Raw genomic sequence first — 16,742 nt, forward strand, 5'->3', positions numbered from 1 at the left:
ACTAAAATACAATTAGATAGCAATAAAATCATGTTTCATACATCCAAAAATCACTTGAATTATGGTTATATATAAGGATATCTAAACTATTTATGTAAATAAATTTTACAAAATTAACTTTTTTATTTGTAAAAACGTCTCTATTACCCCACAAATATCGCCGCACAGCTTTAATGTTAACAATTTTGTAACAAAGGCATTATTATTGCTTGTAATAATGACTCGCTATTTTTCATTGACGCTTTATCAATGAAAATAAAGAAAGTGTAATAAATATACACAGCGACGGCATAATAATAAAACGGAGATAAACATGCATTTTAAGAAATCCTTAGTACGGAGCCTGATTACTTTAGCAATCACAGCTACTGCTAGCACGACTGTTCTTGCCAATGAAGTTTCAGGTGATATCAGTAAATTCAAATCTGTGGGAAATGAAGTTAATACCAAACAAAAAGCAACTGGCTATATTGTTCAACTTAAAGGCAAGACAGCAATTGCTCAAGCTCAAGAAATAGGTGAGCTTTTACCTACCAACCAATTAGTTGCTAATACCGGAAACCGTTATAACGCTCATACTCCTGCAATGGAAGCGTATACTAAAGCGCTTGAGAATAAGCAAAAGCAAGTTGCCAGCAGTATTGATTCAATTAATATTTTGCATTCTTTCAAGCATACTTATAATGGTTTCACTGCCAAGTTAAATGCAAAGCAAAAAGCGCAGTTAGAATCTCACCCTGATGTTATCGGTGTATATGAAGATAAATTAGAAACAGTTAACACTGCAAATACTCCTGAATTTCTTGGTTTAACTGGTGCTGGCGGTCAACACGCCATGAATATTAAAGGTGAAGGCGTCATTATCGGTGTTATCGATACAGGTGTTTGGCCTGAAAACCCTAGTTTTGCTGACGATGGTTCTTATTCAGACCCTGCAGACTTAGGTTGGTTGGGTTCATGTGATACAGGGACTGATGAAGAGTTTGCCTGTAATAACAAATTAATTGGCGCAAAATATTTTGATTCAAGCTTTAGTAGCCAATATGATATTCAATATGACCTAGGTGAATTTGATTCTCCTCGCGATGCTGATGGTCACGGTAGTCATACTGCAAGTACAGCAGGTGGTAATGAAAGTGTAGCTGCTATGCTTTCTGGTACACCGGTAGGTACAGTTTCAGGCATGGCGCCACGTGCACGAATTGCTGCTTATAAAGTTTGTTGGAACAGCGATTATAAAAACCCTGAAGGCGGTGATGAAGCGGGTTGTTTCGGTGGCGATACTATGGCGGCAATCGACGCTGCAGTTACTGATGGTGTTGATGTAATCAACTATTCTATTGGTGGTAGCAGAACAGATTTAACAGTACCTGCTACTGCAGCAATGTTAAATGCAACGGCTGCTGGTGTATTCGTTGCTGTTTCTGCTGGTAATGATGGTCCTGATAAAGAAACTGTCGGTACTCCAGCTCCTTGGGTGACAAGTGTAGCAGCATCTACTTATAATGGTACTTCAGCTATTGTTGGTAAAGCGCTTGATATTACTTCTGGCACTTTAGCTGGCTCTTCAATCTTATCAGTACCTTCTGGATTTTCTCCAGCAACTGTAGGCCTTTCAGGTGAACTTGCGTTAGCAGAACCAGTACAAGCATGTAATGATGCTCCATTGACTAACGGCGAAGATTTAGCCGGAAAAATTGCTCTTATTGCTCGTGGCTCTTGTGCTTTTACTGAGAAGTTTCTCAATGCACAAAATGCAGGTGCGGTAGGTGCTATTATTTATACTACAGAAGGTACATCGCCATTTTCTATGGGCGGAACTGATCCTGCAGTAACCATTACAGGTTCAATGATTTCTTTTGCTGATGGTCAATCGTTAACGGCAAGTATTGAAGATGGAAGTACATCGGTTGCATTTACTGATAATACAGCCGCGGGTGAAGCAGTAGAAGTTGGCAATACTATGGCTGATTTCTCTTCACGTGGTCCAAACTTAAATACATACGATATTATCAAACCTGATATTACCGCTCCTGGTGTAAAAATATTGGCGGCAACAACTTCTGCACCAATGTTCGGTACTCAAGGTGAAACATTTAAGTACCTGCAAGGTACTTCAATGTCTAGCCCACATATTGCCGGTTTAGCTGCACTGTTTAAAGAATCAAACAGTTCATGGTCTCCAGCACAAATTAAATCAGCGATGATGACAACAGCTCGTCAAAACTTAACTAAAGAAGATGGTACTACCCAGGCAGACCCATATGATTTTGGTTCTGGTCATGTAGCTCCAGTTTCTGCTTTAGACCCAGGTTTATTGTTTGATACTAATCTTGCTGATTATTTAGCATTTCTTTGTGGTCAAGACAAAGAAGCTTTTGTTTCTGGTTACGACACAAGTTGTGCTGACTTAGCAACTGCAGGCTTTAGTACTGATGCTAGTCAATTAAACCTAGCTTCAATTGCTATTGCAGAGTTACTAGAACCTGAAACAATTTTCAGAACTGTTTCTAATGCAACACCAATCGCTTCATCTTACACTGCAACAGTTGAAGCCCCTGCTGGTTTTGACATTAGTGTTCAAACCTTTGATGCTGCTGGTGAAGAAACTGAAGCTTCAACATTAGATGTTGCTGCTGAAGGCGGGAAAGCTAGTTTTGCAATTACAGTTAGTCAAACTGAGACTACTGAAATTGAAGCTTGGAAGTTTGGTGCAATCACTTGGACAGACGGTGCTGGTCATTCAGTACGTTTACCATTAGCAATTAAAGCGATACCAAGCGTTCAAATTGAAGTACCTGAACTAATCTCAGGTGACCTTAACCGTGGACGTTTCCGCTTCCCTGTTAAAATGCTTTATTCTGGTAGAACAAGCATTAAACATGCTGGTTTAGTTGCTCCATTTGGAACAGCGGGTACTGTTGAAGCTGATCCTGCACAAGAATTTGAATTCTTAGGGGCTGGTACTAATTACCACTTATTCCATATTCCAGAAGGAACACAAGTAGCACGCTTTAGCTTATCTGATGCTCTAGTCACAGAAGAAGGTAGCGATCTTGATTTATACGTTTACCGTTGTGATAAATGGAGTTGTGCACAGGTAGCTAACTCATTAAACGGTGGTTCAAACGAAGATGTTGTACTAACAAACCCTGAACCGCGTGCAGATGTAGATGTTGGTGATGTTTATGTAACTATGATCCACGGTTATTCAACGGGTGCAGCAACAGAAACAGATTATACTATGGTAGGTTGGATTGCAGATCAGGCTGAAAGAACTACTCGTGTAATCTCAAGCCGAAGAGCAATTAACGGTCGCTTTAACTACACCAGTATATTAACTCGAGGTCTACCAACAGGTACTACCTATATGGGTGCTGTTACGTACTTCAATGCTGAAGGTGAAGCTGAAGGTACTACTGTACTTGAGTTAAAAAACTAGTTAACACTTTATTAAATGGCTAGTTAACTCATTGATTGAGTCAATTAACTAAATAATAACAAAGCCCTCTTAAAGATAATTTAAGGGGGCTTTTTAATACTCTCTCTAATCACATCCCCCTAGTCTTTTAACTGCTATTAAACTTGTTGCATAGGTATTATTTACTTCTTATATCTCACACAACATTGTAAATGACTTTAGTCAAACCTTTGGGAATGGTTCTCTTTCTATCGCTTTGATAGAAATAAACAATAGCATAACGCTACAATTCCCCGCCTTCCCTTATCTATCTACTAAGTAAAACCACATAACTATTAGCCAAATTGAAACTAGAGTTCGATGAAGTTAATTAATGCCTAACGGTCTTGTCGTTGAATAAGTTAACTCATATCAGCTTTAGCTAATAAAAGGCTTAATAACAGCAATCATATAAATTTTTAGAGGCTAAACAAACATAAAGGTAATACTTCGAATTAAGCTAAGAGAACTAACAATGAACGCACTACATTACTTTGATAATTTTGCGCTAAGTTGATGAGCAATAAAATAGGATAGGGATGGAGATTTAATGAGTAAATGATAAAAAAGTCAATCAGGTAAGAAGCTTTAAACTTATTGGAGAGGCAATTAAGTAAATGACAGATATAAAAAAGGCCTTACCGAAGTAAGGCCTTTATAATGAAAATCAATAAATTATTTACTAACTTTACGACGAGTAGCGAAAGCAACTAAACCAGTAAATAATAAGATTAAAGCACTAGGTTCAGGTACTACAGAAGCTGAACCGAATGAGATATTCTCATCAAAAAGAGCTATATTCCCTGTATTATTATTAAACACATCAAGGGTACCTAAACCATCAAAAACATTGAACTGCCATGCAAAAGCACCTAAGACATCATCAACATCTGTGGTAAGATTTTGAATACCATCAAATAAATTAGCTGTATTGTATTCAGCAAGAAATTGAAAGCCATCCGCGATTAAAGGTGCTGACATATCAATACCGAGCAATGAAAAATCTTCCCAAACAAACACGCTGCTGAAACCATTTCCAGCATCCTCAGCAGTATCTAAATTTATAGATATATGACCAATTACATCAGTACCAGAAAGAATATCTTGGCTGATTAATGTTGCATTAGCTGCACCAGCAAAACTTAACGCTAAAGATATTGACAAAAAAGCGCGTAAAATTAATTTATTTAACATGTTACTTCCTATTTATAATATGGCTGTTTTATTTTTATTGTAATAATAGCGGCATCACTTAAAAAGTAATCAACGACTTTATAAGTCTTTGCCGACATTGCATTATACAAAGCAATAATCACGCCCAAATAAAAATAACATTACATAACAACATGTTACCACAAAGTAAACAATAAAATTACATTTATTTAACACAACAAAGTGATAGTGTAAAAAAAGCTGACACTTTGATAAATAAGCCAGTGATATTAAGTATTTGTTATTATATTAATAATTTGCTAGCTTATGATCATAAAAATAGGGCTATACTTATTACAGCCAAATTTACAGCCAAATCGGCTCAGTATTTGAGCTAAGTATTCGTTTTACTATTACTTAGAAGTTATCAATAAGGTTTTTCTATGAAAATAAAAGCATTATCTTTCACTGCAGTATGCTTAGCTGGTGTACTACTTACCTCATCAGTTGTTAACTTTGTCAATGCAAAAGAAATAGCCATTTATCGCTGGGTTGATGAAAACAACATAGTGCACTTTAGCCAAAACCTCCCAAAAGGTGATGAATATAGAGAATTTAGTACTATTTCATCTTATAAGGCATTATCGAAAGCAGAAAGAAAATTAATTGCTGAAGAAGATTCAGCAGAACAGAAAGTTATGGATCAAGAACAAAAACAAGATGATGTTATAGCTCAAAATAAAGCTACGTATCAGAAAAACTGTAAAGCTGCTCGGCTTAATATCAAAATGTTGAATTCGTTGAATGAGATACATATTAATGAAGAGAAGAGTGATGGCACTATAGGTAGTCGTCCGTTAACCGCTCCCGAAAAATCAGAAAAGATGGCATTAAGTAAAAACCACGAAAATCTTTACTGTAATAAGTAGAAAAACTAAATTAACTTAGTCCTACTGACAACACAGTAGGACTAAGTAATAACGCTAAGTAATAGTTCTAATAATCTTGTTATTCAAGTTATCAATGAGGTGATTTAGCAGAAAAAGCTAATTGTCCTTCTACAACACTCACTTCAATAATACAGCCTTTAGTAAATTCATTACCGAGTATTTTTTGGGCTAATGGGTTTTCAACACCTTGCTGTATTGCTCGTTTCAGTGGTCTCGCACCGAATATTGGGTCGAATCCCGCCGCAGAAATGAGTGAAAGTGCTTCTTCATTTATAGTTAAATTTAGCTCTTGCTCGATTAATCGGTCTGCTAACGCTTCAATTTGTATTTTTGCAATTTTCTTGATTTGTTCAGCAACCAATGGATGGAATACTACTGACTCATCGACACGATTAATAAACTCAGGTTTAAAATGCTGACCTAATGTATTCATTACTTCTTCTTTCATCTGGTGATACTGACTTTCACCAGCTAACTCTTGAATAATGTCAGAGCCAATATTTGAGGTCATGATGATAACAGTGTTTTTAAAATCTACTGTTCTGCCTTGCCCATCAGTTAATCTGCCATCATCTAAGACTTGTAATAAAATATTAAAGACATCCGGGTGAGCTTTTTCTATCTCATCAAGTAAGATGACTGAGTAAGGTTTTCTGCGTACTGCTTCGGTTAGATAACCACCCTCTTCATAACCAACATAACCAGGAGGAGCTCCCACTAGACGTGCGACCGAGTGTTTTTCCATAAACTCTGACATATCAACACGAATTAAAGCATCTTGTGAGTCAAATAAAAACTCTGCAAGCGCTTTAGTTAACTCCGTTTTACCAACACCCGTTGGGCCTAAGAATAAAAATGAACCAATTGGCTGATTAGGATCGCTTAAACCAGCACGGGATCGTCTAATCGCATTAGACACTGAGGTTACTGCTTCATGTTGACCAATTACATTTTGGTGTAGGTTATCTTCCATATGTAATAATTTATCACGCTCTTGCTCCAACATTTTAGCAACAGGAATACCGGTTGCGCGACTAAGAACATCGGCGATTTCAACTTCAGTAACTTTATTGGCTAATAAAGTCATTTCTTGCATTTCAGCTTGGCTTGCTAAATCTAATTGCTTTTCTAGCTCTGGTAATTTTCCATACTGCAGCTCAGACATGCGATTTAAATCGCCAGTTCGTCTTGCCGCTTCAAGTTCTATTCGTGCTTGTTCAAGTTCTTCTTTTATCGTATGAGCGCCATAAAGCGCTGCTTTTTCAGTGGTCCAAACTTCATCTAACTCATCATACTTTTTCTGCTTTTCAGAAATTTGTTGAGAAATGATTGCCAAACGCTTGATGGTAGCCTCATCTTCATCCTTTTCTAATGCTCTTTGCTCAAGCTTTAACTGTATTAACCGTCGTTCGAGTCTATCTAAATCTTCTGGTTTGGAGTCCATCTGTAAACGAATACTTGAGGCGGCCTCGTCAATAAGATCAATCGCTTTATCCGGTAATTGTCGATCACTGATATAGCGATGGGATAATGTTGCGGCAGCGACAATAGCTGGATCGGTAATATTTACCGAATGATGCAGTTCATAACGTTCTTTTAAACCACGTAAAATTGCAATGGTATCTTCCACACTTGGCTCTTCTACCAGTACTTTTTGAAAACGTCGTTCAAGTGCAGCATCTTTTTCAATATACTTTCGATATTCATCAAGCGTAGTGGCCCCCACACAATGTAAATCACCACGTGCTAATGCTGGTTTTAACATATTACCGGCATCCATAGCACCATCTGACTTTCCAGCACCGACCATAGTGTGCAATTCATCAATAAAGAGAATGACTTGCCCTTCTTCTTTTGACAATTCATTTAAAACAGCTTTTAAACGCTCTTCAAATTCACCTCGATATTTTGCTCCTGCAACAAGAGATCCCATATCTAGTGACAAAACTCGCTTATTTTTCAAGCCTTCAGGCACTTCATTATTCACAATGCGCTGAGCTAAACCTTCAACAATGGCAGTTTTACCAACACCGGGTTGCCCTATGAGTACTGGATTGTTTTTAGTACGTCGTTGTAATACTTGCAAAGTGCGGCGGATCTCATCATCTCGACCGATAACAGGATCAAGTTTTCCATGCTCAGCAAGTTCTGTTAAATCAACCGTATATTTATTTAGGGCCTGGCGAACATCTTCTGCATTTTGATCGTCAACATTTTCACCACCTCGTACATGATCGATTGCCGACTTTATCCGTTGCTGGTTTGCGCCTAATTCGGCCAGGATTTGACCTAAAGGACCTTTATCATCGATAACCGCGAGTAAAAACATCTCTGAGGAAATGAATTTATCTGACATTTTTTGCGCATGCTTATCGCAAAGATTTAAAATTCGCCCTGAAGCTGCTGATAGTTGTACATCGCCAGCGCTGTCTTGCACTTGTGCTAATGAGCTTAACGCTTCATCTAGTTTCTGACGTAAAGAGCGCACATCAATACCTGCACTCTTCAATAACGCAATGATAGAATTGCCGTTTTGATTCAATAACGCCATCATTAAATGAACGGGTTCAATGAACTGATGGTCTTTGCCAAGGGCAAGTGATTGCGCATCGGCAATGGATTCTTGAAATGATTGGGTAAAACGATCTAATCGCATGTTAACTCTCCTAACTTTCCCTATTACATAGTTAAGTTATAAGGCTAAAAGATTATTTTTCAATGAAATTTCAGATATATGATTGATATAAGTCAATAAGGTGTTCGTTATTACTTTAGTTCATGCACACAAGCATTAACGTCTACAAATAAGACTCGCCATACGACCCGTTATTTTCTTTCTTCTATATGAATAATATTTTTCTGTTTCTTGGTAGGTACACTCTGCAAGACTATTAATTACAGTGACTCCTAAAGAGACCAACTGTAGTCGGGCAATTTGATGTAAATCGGCTAGGTATTTTCCATTGGCTTGCTTTACAAAAGCATTAGCAAAAGCAACGTCTAGTTGAGTAAATGCTAGTTTTACTTCGCTACCTACTTCAAAAGCATTCTTACCAATACATGGACCAAGCCAAGCAACAATATCAGAGGGCTGACTATTCATCTTTGCTATTGTTTTAGCAATAATATTTGCAACTAGCGGACGCCAACCGCCATGGATTGCGGCAACTTCACTGCCCGTTTTATGACTTAAAAGTATTGGTAAGCAGTCTGCTGTCATTATAGCCAAAACTATATTTTTTTGGCTAGTAATGCTGGCATCAGCAACCCTAGCTTGTTCATCTACGCTAGTGATTGTCACTACCTCATTACCATGAACTTGCTCTAGCCACTGAATTTTTACTTCATCAATTAGTTGTGTATTTGACTTTACCGTCTTATTGAAGAGCTGCTGGCTAATAAAACGGTTTAACACATTGCGATTGTAGGTAACTCGCTCTGCGTTATCACCAACATGCATACCTAAATTAAAGTCACCAAAAGCTGATGAAACTTGTTCGTTTAACGATGGGGTTAATGATGAATTTAGCGATAACTGAGGGGAAAGACGTGTTGTTTGTAACGCGAGGACTTTATCATCGAGAGAATATGATGAATTAAAAGGCCATTTTACCAACTCAACAGTAGCGTTGGTAAAATGAGCCCGTTTACTATGACTAGTATTCGTCTTGAGCATTAAGCTTGTTATCTTCTTGAAGAAGCTCAATTAGCTCAACAAAGTCTTCAGGTAGTTCTGCATGCCAAGTCATTTCCTCTCCTGTTATAGGATGGAATAAAGATAACATAGCCGCGTGTAATGCTTGACGCTTGAAGCTACGTAACTTCATTAATAACGCTTCTGTTGAATTCTTTGGTGGACGAGGACGACCGCCATAAACAGGGTCACCGACTAACGGATGCGTAATATGAGACATATGAACACGAATTTGGTGTGTTCTACCTGTTTCTAAACGTAAACGTAAACGTGTATGTAAACGATATTTCTCCATAACTCGGTAATGTGTTACCGAAGGTCGACCAATATAAGAGACTGCCATTTGGGTACGCTTAGTAGAATGGCGTCCAATAGGCTCATCAACTAAGCCGCCGGCTGTCATCACACCGTTTGCCACCGCTTCATATTCGCGCGTGATCTCACGTAATTGTAAGGCATCAACCAAGTTGGTTTGTGCTGCAATAGTCTTTGCTACAACCATTAAACCAGTAGTATCTTTATCAAGACGATGCACAATACCAGCTCTAGGAACTACATTAAGAGCCGGGTAATGATGCAACAAAGCATTAAGCAATGTGCCATCCGGATTACCTGCACCAGGGTGAACAACTAAACCTGCTGGTTTATTTATCACTAAAATATAGTCATCTTCATAAACAATATTTAGCGGGATATTTTGTGCTTCAAAACGTATCTCAGCTTCAACTTTTGCATTGATATCAATCTCTTCGCCGCCATACATTTTTTCACGAGGTATGAGGAGAACGTCTCCATTTACTTTCACTTGTCCGGCTAAAATCCAATCTTTTATCCGCGAACGTGAATAATCAGGAAACATTATCGCTAATGATTGGTCAAAGCGTTTACCTAAACACGATTCAGGTACGATATCTTGATGTTGGATGATTTCTGGCATTAAATTCTCTTTAAACTCGATTAAACCTAGCGTATTAATCAAATTACCATTTGCACTGTGCAAGGTAAGATTGCTAGGGTAGAATGCATATTCTTAAATATATAAGCATTTTACCCGTTTACGCGATGGTTTGATATTTATTTTAATTAAAACAAAGTAGCGATAATAAATTTCATGGATAAATTGACAGTAAAAATTATTTTGACCGTTCTAGCATTGGCCTTAACTGGTTGTTCCTCTTCTGAAAACGATATAGACAAGGTACCAGATAAATCTGCACAGTCTCTATTTGTTGATGCTCGGACAGCCCTAGATAATGGGTTATACCAAAAAGCTATTCAAATACTTGGCGCTATAGATTCTCGCTTTCCTTTTGGCCCTATTTCACATCAAGTACAACTTGATTTGATTTATGCTTATTATAAAAGCGGTGATGCTGCACAAGGCATTGCGTTAGCCGATAGGTTTTTACGTTTAAATCCCAATAACTCCAATATTGATTACGTTTATTACATGCGTGCACTTATCAATATATCTACTGAAGAGAACCTATTCCAAGATTTGGCGGGAATAGATCGTTCCGATCGTGATCCTGAGGCTTCACGCAGTGCTTTCAATGATTTTAAGAGCATAGTCACTGATTACCCAGACAGTAAGTATGCTGCAGATTCACGTAAACGCATGATTTCAATAAAATCTCGCCTTGCGCAATATGAAATTGCTGTTGCTAAATATTATGTGAAACGTGAAGCTTATGCTTCCGCTGCTAACCGTGCTCGCTACGTAGTTGAATACTTTTCGCCAAGCCCGGAAATAGAGCAAGCATTAGAGATTATGATTAATTGTTACGATAAGTTGGGTCTAGCAGATTTGAAGAAAAATGCGCTGCAAGTACTTGCCGCTAACTACCCAAATAACAAACTAATGAACTAGTTAGAGCAACCGAAACTAACTTTAGGTTAGTGTAAAATAAAAAGCTAAATTACTTAGGTGATTTAGCTTTTTTTATGGTCATAAAAAACTTTATGCTTCAGTACACTTAAAGCACCTGAGTATTATCGCTCAGTTGATATAATGGATAAACTGAATTGTTATTGTTTTACTTAGATACAGCTTTCACTGATAGGATGGGAGTATCTGTTTGGCGAGTAAAGTTGAGACAACAAAGAGATGTGCGACTATAACGATATTACAGTCGCAATACATAGTTAAGCTAAAATTAGATAGCTTCTCGGTTCTCTTCACCTGTTCTGATACGAATAACACGTTCAACATCAGTAATGAAAATTTTACCATCGCCAATTTTTCCAGTTTGAGCCGTTTCTAAAATAGCATTAACACAGCGCTCTACATCTTCTTTAGCAATGACGATTTCTAATTTTACTTTAGGTAAAAAATCGACCATATACTCAGCACCTCGATACAACTCAGTATGACCTTTTTGACGGCCAAAACCTTTAACCTCAGAAACAGTCATACCGGTAACACCAATTTCGCCAAGGGCTTCTCTTACATCATCCATCTTAAATGGCTTAATAATCGCTTCTATTTTTTTCATCTGCGTTGCTCGTCAGTTAAAGTTGTATTGATTAGAATAATAAAGTTATTACAGCGTGTTTATTGCAATTTAGCAATATCCAATTGGCTTTTAATTTTGTTAAACTAGTGAAATTAGATACTTTACCCTCAAGCCTTGCTAGGAAACTCTATGAATCAGCAAATTATCATTGCCGAAATGAAAGTTTTACCTGAAATTGATGTTCAATTTGAAATAAACCGCCGTGTTGCTTTTATCAAAAAGCAACTAGTGCAATCTGGACTAACTAATTTAGTGTTAGGAATTAGCGGTGGTGTTGACTCTTCAACCTGTGGTCGCTTAGCTCAACTTGCGGTTAATGAACTCAATGGACAACTAGATGAGGGTGAAGATAAAACACACTATCAATTTATTGCAGTACGTTTGCCTTACGGCATTCAAGCAGATGAAGATGATGCTCAACAAGCGGTAGACTTTATTCAACCAAGTCATTGTTTAACAACTAACGTACTTGCTGGTGCTGACGGTATTCACCATGAAGTATTACAAGCAATGAGCAAAGCGCAAATATTGACGTCCAGCGATGCCCAAATTGACTTTTCTAAAGGTAATGTGAAAGCTAGAGCCCGTATGGTAAGTCAATATCATATTGCAGGTATCATTGGTGCTTTGGTTATAGGTACAGATCATAGCGCAGAAAATATCACGGGTTTTTTCACTAAATGGGGTGATGGCGCATGCGACTTAGCACCACTTTTTGGTTTATCAAAGAGACAAGTGAGAGCCATTGCTAAGGAGCTTGGTGCGCCAAGTATCTTAGTAGACAAAGCCCCTACTGCTGATTTGGAAGAACTCGAGCCAGGTAAAACAGATGAAGATGCCTTAGGCATTAGCTATGAGCAGTTAGATAACTTTTTAGAAGGTAAACAGGTCACTACTGCCGTTAGCGAACACATCATCAATATTTATAAAAAAACTCAACATAAAAGACAAGCGATACCAACAATTTACGGTTAAATGTAATTTGATAGGCTATCAATGCTTCGCATAATCCATTTTTATTATCTATAACTGAATGACACAGGGCAGTTAATAAAAATGGAATTTTTATGCTTTATACTCAGTCTAATTGTGAAAAAAACACACCGAAAAAAACTTCTAATACCTATCATCAATTAAAATTATCGTTGGGAATGACGTTAATTGAACTAATGGTAGGTATAGGAATTACCTCCATACTTACCACAATCGCTTTACCTAGTTTCAATGATTTTATTGTACAACTGCGAGTCGATAATGAAATCTCACGTCTTAGCCGTTTATTACTCACGGCACGAAATCATGCAATAAATAGCGGAGATAACGTTATTCTCTGCCCCTTAGAAGACAACGGCACATGCTCAGTGAAATGGCATGAAGAGCTCAGTGTATTTATCGACACTAACAATAATCAGCAATTTGATATCGCCAACAATGAACTTTTAATTACCACAAAGAGCCCTATAACATCAGGTGACATATTGATATATGCGAAAAATAGAAACAGAATAACTTATCAGGCAACAGGGCATTTGTTTGGGTTAAGCAATGGTACGCTAAGGTATTGCCCGAAAGACTATGAGGAAAAATCAAGAGCTATAGTGGTAGCACGATCAGGCCGATTTTACGCGACCACAGATAACAATAATGATGGTCAAGATGAAACGCGGAGCAATCAGAAAATCATCTGTGATTAATTCCATATCGTCATCAATGCTTTGCCTAAAATCGTCTCTAATTAAAGCTGAAACCTGCATCTACAAGTAACTTGGGTATAGAGCTTAGTAAAAAAGTATAAATACAAGGTTTTACACATAAAAAAACCAGCGAAAAAGCTGGTTTTTGACTTTAAAAATAATCCTACTGGGCTATTTTCACTCGAATCTTATTCTTAGCAACTCTTGTTTCATGCAAACTAGATAATGCTACTTTTGCTTCAGCTTCATTAGGCATTTCTACAAAGGCAAAACCTTTCGATTTAGCTGTTGCTTGGTCTAACACTAAGCTACATTCTGCGACTGTGCCATGGGCGGAAAATAAAATACGAAGTTCTTGCTCGGTTGTTGAGCGAGAAAGGTTACGAACTAAAAGTTTCATAAAGAACCATTGGATTGTTATTGCGAACTAAATTGTCTCATATATTTGTAATAGACCAAGCTATATTATGCATTTAAAACAAAATAACTTATTGTTAGGGTTCTAACCAACAATAATTGTCCCCCACAAAGAGGAATAGTAATGCCACACTTTATAATGGACTGTTCACAAAGCGTATTAGAGTCTCATAAAGAAGAGTTTATCATCGAACAAGTTCACCTTATTGCCTACTCAACAGGGTTATTTGATGAAGGCGATATAAAAGTCAGAATAAATCCCTTTAAGAAATTTATTGTTGGTAATAAAACTGACGATTTTATTCACGTTTTTACTCATATAATGCAAGGCAGGACAACTGAGCAAAAAGCTGATTTATCAAAAATGGTAGTAACTATGCTTACAACTATGTTTCCTGATATTACTAATATTGCGATGAACATTAGTGATTTTGAAAAAGCCACTTATTGCAATCGAACTATGTTGTAGCTATTTCAACTGAAAAGAAAAACGCGATAGTGAAGTAAGTAGCACGAAGATTGAAATTGATGCTACTTTTAACTGTATAGTCACTAAATTTAGGTATATTACTTCAATGCTGTGTTGCCGTTAATTACGTACAGACCCTATTTCTTCCTTTATGTTTAGCTCTATAGAGCTGTTTGTCTGCTTGCTTATATAAATCTTCAATAGAAGTATTTTCTGTATTCAGTTCAGACACACCAATACTAATCGTTATGTCTATCGAAGTCGTATTATAAATAAAGACTTTATTTTCTATCGTTAAACGCATTTTCTCAGCAATGACCTTTGCCCCCTCAAGTGAGGTATTATTGAGTAAAATTGTGAATTCTTCACCGCCGATACGAGCAAAAACATCACTTTTACGCATAACTTTTTCTAGCTCTTTTACTAAATCTATTAAAATACAATCTCCAGCTTGGTGCCCATAATTATCATTGACTCTTTTAAATAAATCGATATCAAGCATTATTAGTGAAACTGGTTTTTGTTCTCTAAATGCTGTAGCAATTAATTTCTTGGACATCTCAAAAAAATAACGTCGATTGTATATATTAGTTAAGTTATCCATTATCGATAATCGATGTAATTCATTGACACTTTTTTCAAGGCTGTCATTCGCTTCAACACTCGATAAACGGCTATTGTATATGGCTCTTGAAAGTAAAATAGTAGCGGGTATATAAATAAAAATTAAGACAACTAAACCAATATGTTGGTGTTCTCCAAAGGAAATCATAATAATAATTTGAGGAATTATCATTGAAAAGAAAAAGAGCAAATATGCCTTATACAGCGATGACATAGAGAGTGCGGCAGCCGTTATAATGCCGATGATCATAATCAAGCTAACCAACTCATAGGGTTGAGGTGCATATACAATGGATAGAACTGAAGATATTGTCCACATAGCTGCTTGAAACACATTAGAAAGCATGAAATATAGTTCATTTTTTTCTATTTTTTCATGAGCCTTCTGTGCTAAATGTTTTTTAAACATTATTGCATTATAGAAACGATACATAGCCAAAAACATTTGAAAAACAAACCAGACAACTAAAATTTCAAATGGAATAAATTTAATGAATATCCAAAAGTAAGCAGAAGACACTATTAGCATAGCAATCATTGCTCTTGGTGTTTGTTCTACTAAACTTTCGATAAGTTTAGGATGCACAGCAGCCATGATATTTCCTAGTGTTTTATATTTATCACACTAATAAATAATTCATTAAACTATAGTCTAAAGTTATCCTTTATTTACTGATTTCAATCAACTAGTTCTTAAGTAAAAATCTTATTTCCCCACAAACAGAAGGATTATTGAGCTGATATTTAGGTAGTCAACCTTCGATAAATTATGCAGATTTGTATTCTAATTGACTACCGTTAAATGATAACTCCCTTTACCACTATTTTTTACTTGGTATAGTGCTGCATCTGCATGTTTAATAATGTCTTCAGATGAGCATTCGCTAAATGATGATGTCGCAATACCAATGCTAATCCCTATGGTGAACTTGTTATTATCAATAACAAAAGGTTTAAGAAATTCAGCTAAGATATTATTTGCTAATACTATTAACGACTCGGTAGAATGAATATTCTCTAGTATTACAGAAAATTCATCACCGCCAACCCTAGCAATGACATCACTTTCTCGAAAGTGATTCTTTAACTTGTTGGCTACTTCTATTAAGAGAGCATCTCCTACAGGGTGACCATAGTTATCATTAATCTGTTTAAACCCATCCAAATCTAACATCAAAAATGCCAAGGTAAAGTTTTCTCGATGCTGGCGTAACAGTGAGTGTTTTAAACTTTTCATTAACGAGTATCTATTATCTAACCCCGTTAAGCTATCGCTTAATGCCAGTTGTTCTAGTGATTTTTCAGCTTTTTTTCGCTCAGTAATATCAAGTATTGAACCTACGATGCCTTCGATACCTTCGGCGTGAAAATAAGCCTTGTGAAACATAACATCGTGAGTTGTACCATCAGCATACTCCACCTTAGCTTCATAAATTTGCGTACCTTTTCTCTCAAAAAGCGCATTGTCTGCTTCAAAGTAAGTTCTAGCTAGCTCATCATCAAAGAGTTCTAAGACACTTTTACCGATTAATTGCTCACGGTTTAACCCTATATATTCTTCAAAGGCTTTATTGCATCCTAAATATCGACCTTGTGCATCTTTATAAAAAATAGGCGTTGGCGCCGCATTGATAACGGCTTGCATAAAATCTGTTTCATTATATTCAGGTAATATCATGAAAATATCTCATCCTTTTGAATTAAGCTCGTATTGAATTGAAAGATCTGCTTTAGAGAGAGCTTCGATGATCCTTGAACAAAGAATC

The 16,742-nt window shown here is 36.8% G+C and carries 14 protein-coding genes; 6 read left to right on the forward strand and 8 right to left on the reverse strand.

Annotated features, from left to right (window positions below; all coding sequences use genetic code 11):
* Positions 1-313: 313 nt before the first annotated feature.
* A complete protein-coding gene (locus CPS_RS17475) occupies positions 314-3,442 on the forward strand; it encodes a S8 family serine peptidase (RefSeq protein WP_011044653.1) in 3,129 nt (1,042 codons plus the stop codon).
* Between the two features lie 693 nt (positions 3,443-4,135).
* On the opposite strand, the gene CPS_RS17480 is transcribed toward CPS_RS17475, so the two are convergent.
* Positions 4,136-4,654, reverse strand: a complete 519-nt coding sequence (locus CPS_RS17480; RefSeq protein ID WP_011044654.1) for a PEP-CTERM sorting domain-containing protein — start codon at positions 4,652-4,654, stop codon at positions 4,136-4,138.
* A 401-nt stretch (positions 4,655-5,055) separates the two neighbouring features.
* Here CPS_RS17480 and CPS_RS17485 point away from each other — a divergent pair, with 401 nt between their 5' ends.
* Positions 5,056-5,541, forward strand: a complete 486-nt coding sequence (locus CPS_RS17485; protein ID WP_011044656.1) for a DUF4124 domain-containing protein — start codon at positions 5,056-5,058, stop codon at positions 5,539-5,541.
* Positions 5,542-5,632: 91 nt separating this feature from the next.
* Here CPS_RS17485 and clpB read toward each other — a convergent pair whose 3' ends face one another.
* The 3 genes from clpB to rluD form a co-directional block, all read right to left on the reverse strand.
* Positions 5,633-8,218 (reverse strand): ATP-dependent chaperone ClpB, encoded by a 2,586-nt coding sequence (gene clpB / locus CPS_RS17490; RefSeq protein WP_011044657.1) that lies wholly within the window; start codon positions 8,216-8,218, stop codon positions 5,633-5,635.
* A 135-nt stretch (positions 8,219-8,353) separates the two neighbouring features.
* Positions 8,354-9,238: a peptidoglycan editing factor PgeF gene (gene pgeF / locus CPS_RS17495; RefSeq protein ID WP_011044658.1), complete on the reverse strand. Its 885-nt coding sequence runs from the start codon at positions 9,236-9,238 to the stop codon at positions 8,354-8,356.
* On the reverse strand, positions 9,219-10,193 hold the full coding sequence (rluD, locus tag CPS_RS17500) for a 23S rRNA pseudouridine(1911/1915/1917) synthase RluD (protein ID WP_011044659.1): 975 nt from the start codon (positions 10,191-10,193) through the stop codon (positions 9,219-9,221). Before rluD ends, pgeF begins: the two co-directional genes overlap by 20 nt.
* A gap of 174 nt (positions 10,194-10,367) precedes the next feature.
* Between rluD and CPS_RS17505 the strand changes: the two genes are divergently transcribed.
* Positions 10,368-11,126: an outer membrane protein assembly factor BamD gene (locus CPS_RS17505; RefSeq protein WP_011044660.1), complete on the forward strand. Its 759-nt coding sequence runs from the start codon at positions 10,368-10,370 to the stop codon at positions 11,124-11,126.
* Between the two features lie 286 nt (positions 11,127-11,412).
* Here the strand turns inward: CPS_RS17505 and glnB are convergent, their stop codons facing one another.
* Entirely contained in the window at positions 11,413-11,751 is a 339-nt protein-coding gene (glnB, locus tag CPS_RS17510; RefSeq protein WP_011044661.1) for a nitrogen regulatory protein P-II, read from the reverse strand.
* 150 nt (positions 11,752-11,901) lie between these two features.
* Between glnB and nadE the strand changes: the two genes are divergently transcribed.
* Together nadE and CPS_RS17520 are read left to right on the forward strand one after the other, a co-directional pair.
* Positions 11,902-12,747: an ammonia-dependent NAD(+) synthetase gene (gene nadE, locus CPS_RS17515; RefSeq protein WP_011044662.1), complete on the forward strand. Its 846-nt coding sequence runs from the start codon at positions 11,902-11,904 to the stop codon at positions 12,745-12,747.
* Between the two features lie 92 nt (positions 12,748-12,839).
* Positions 12,840-13,466, forward strand: a complete 627-nt coding sequence (locus CPS_RS17520; protein WP_011044663.1) for a GspH/FimT family pseudopilin — start codon at positions 12,840-12,842, stop codon at positions 13,464-13,466.
* Positions 13,467-13,629: 163 nt separating this feature from the next.
* On the opposite strand, the gene CPS_RS17525 is transcribed toward CPS_RS17520, so the two are convergent.
* Positions 13,630-13,866 carry an RNA recognition motif domain-containing protein gene (locus tag CPS_RS17525; protein WP_011044664.1) on the reverse strand — a complete coding sequence of 79 codons (237 nt, stop codon included), beginning with the start codon at positions 13,864-13,866 and terminating at the stop codon, positions 13,630-13,632.
* 141 nt (positions 13,867-14,007) lie between these two features.
* Between CPS_RS17525 and CPS_RS17530 the strand changes: the two genes are divergently transcribed.
* The gene (locus CPS_RS17530; RefSeq protein WP_011044665.1) at positions 14,008-14,352 is read left to right on the forward strand and encodes a 5-carboxymethyl-2-hydroxymuconate Delta-isomerase; all 345 of its coding nucleotides are present in this window, start codon (positions 14,008-14,010) and stop codon (positions 14,350-14,352) included.
* 124 nt (positions 14,353-14,476) lie between these two features.
* Here the strand turns inward: CPS_RS17530 and CPS_RS22990 are convergent, their stop codons facing one another.
* Complete coding sequence (locus CPS_RS22990; protein ID WP_011044666.1) at positions 14,477-15,571, reverse strand: GGDEF domain-containing protein; 1,095 nt, start codon at positions 15,569-15,571, stop codon at positions 14,477-14,479.
* A gap of 189 nt (positions 15,572-15,760) precedes the next feature.
* The gene (locus CPS_RS24275; RefSeq protein WP_011044667.1) at positions 15,761-16,654 is read right to left on the reverse strand and encodes a sensor domain-containing protein; all 894 of its coding nucleotides are present in this window, start codon (positions 16,652-16,654) and stop codon (positions 15,761-15,763) included.
* Positions 16,655-16,742: the final 88 nt, after the last annotated feature.

The sequence above is a fragment of the Colwellia psychrerythraea 34H genome (assembly GCF_000012325.1).
In the GTDB taxonomy this organism is placed as follows: Bacteria; Pseudomonadota; Gammaproteobacteria; order Enterobacterales; family Alteromonadaceae; genus Colwellia; species Colwellia psychrerythraea_A.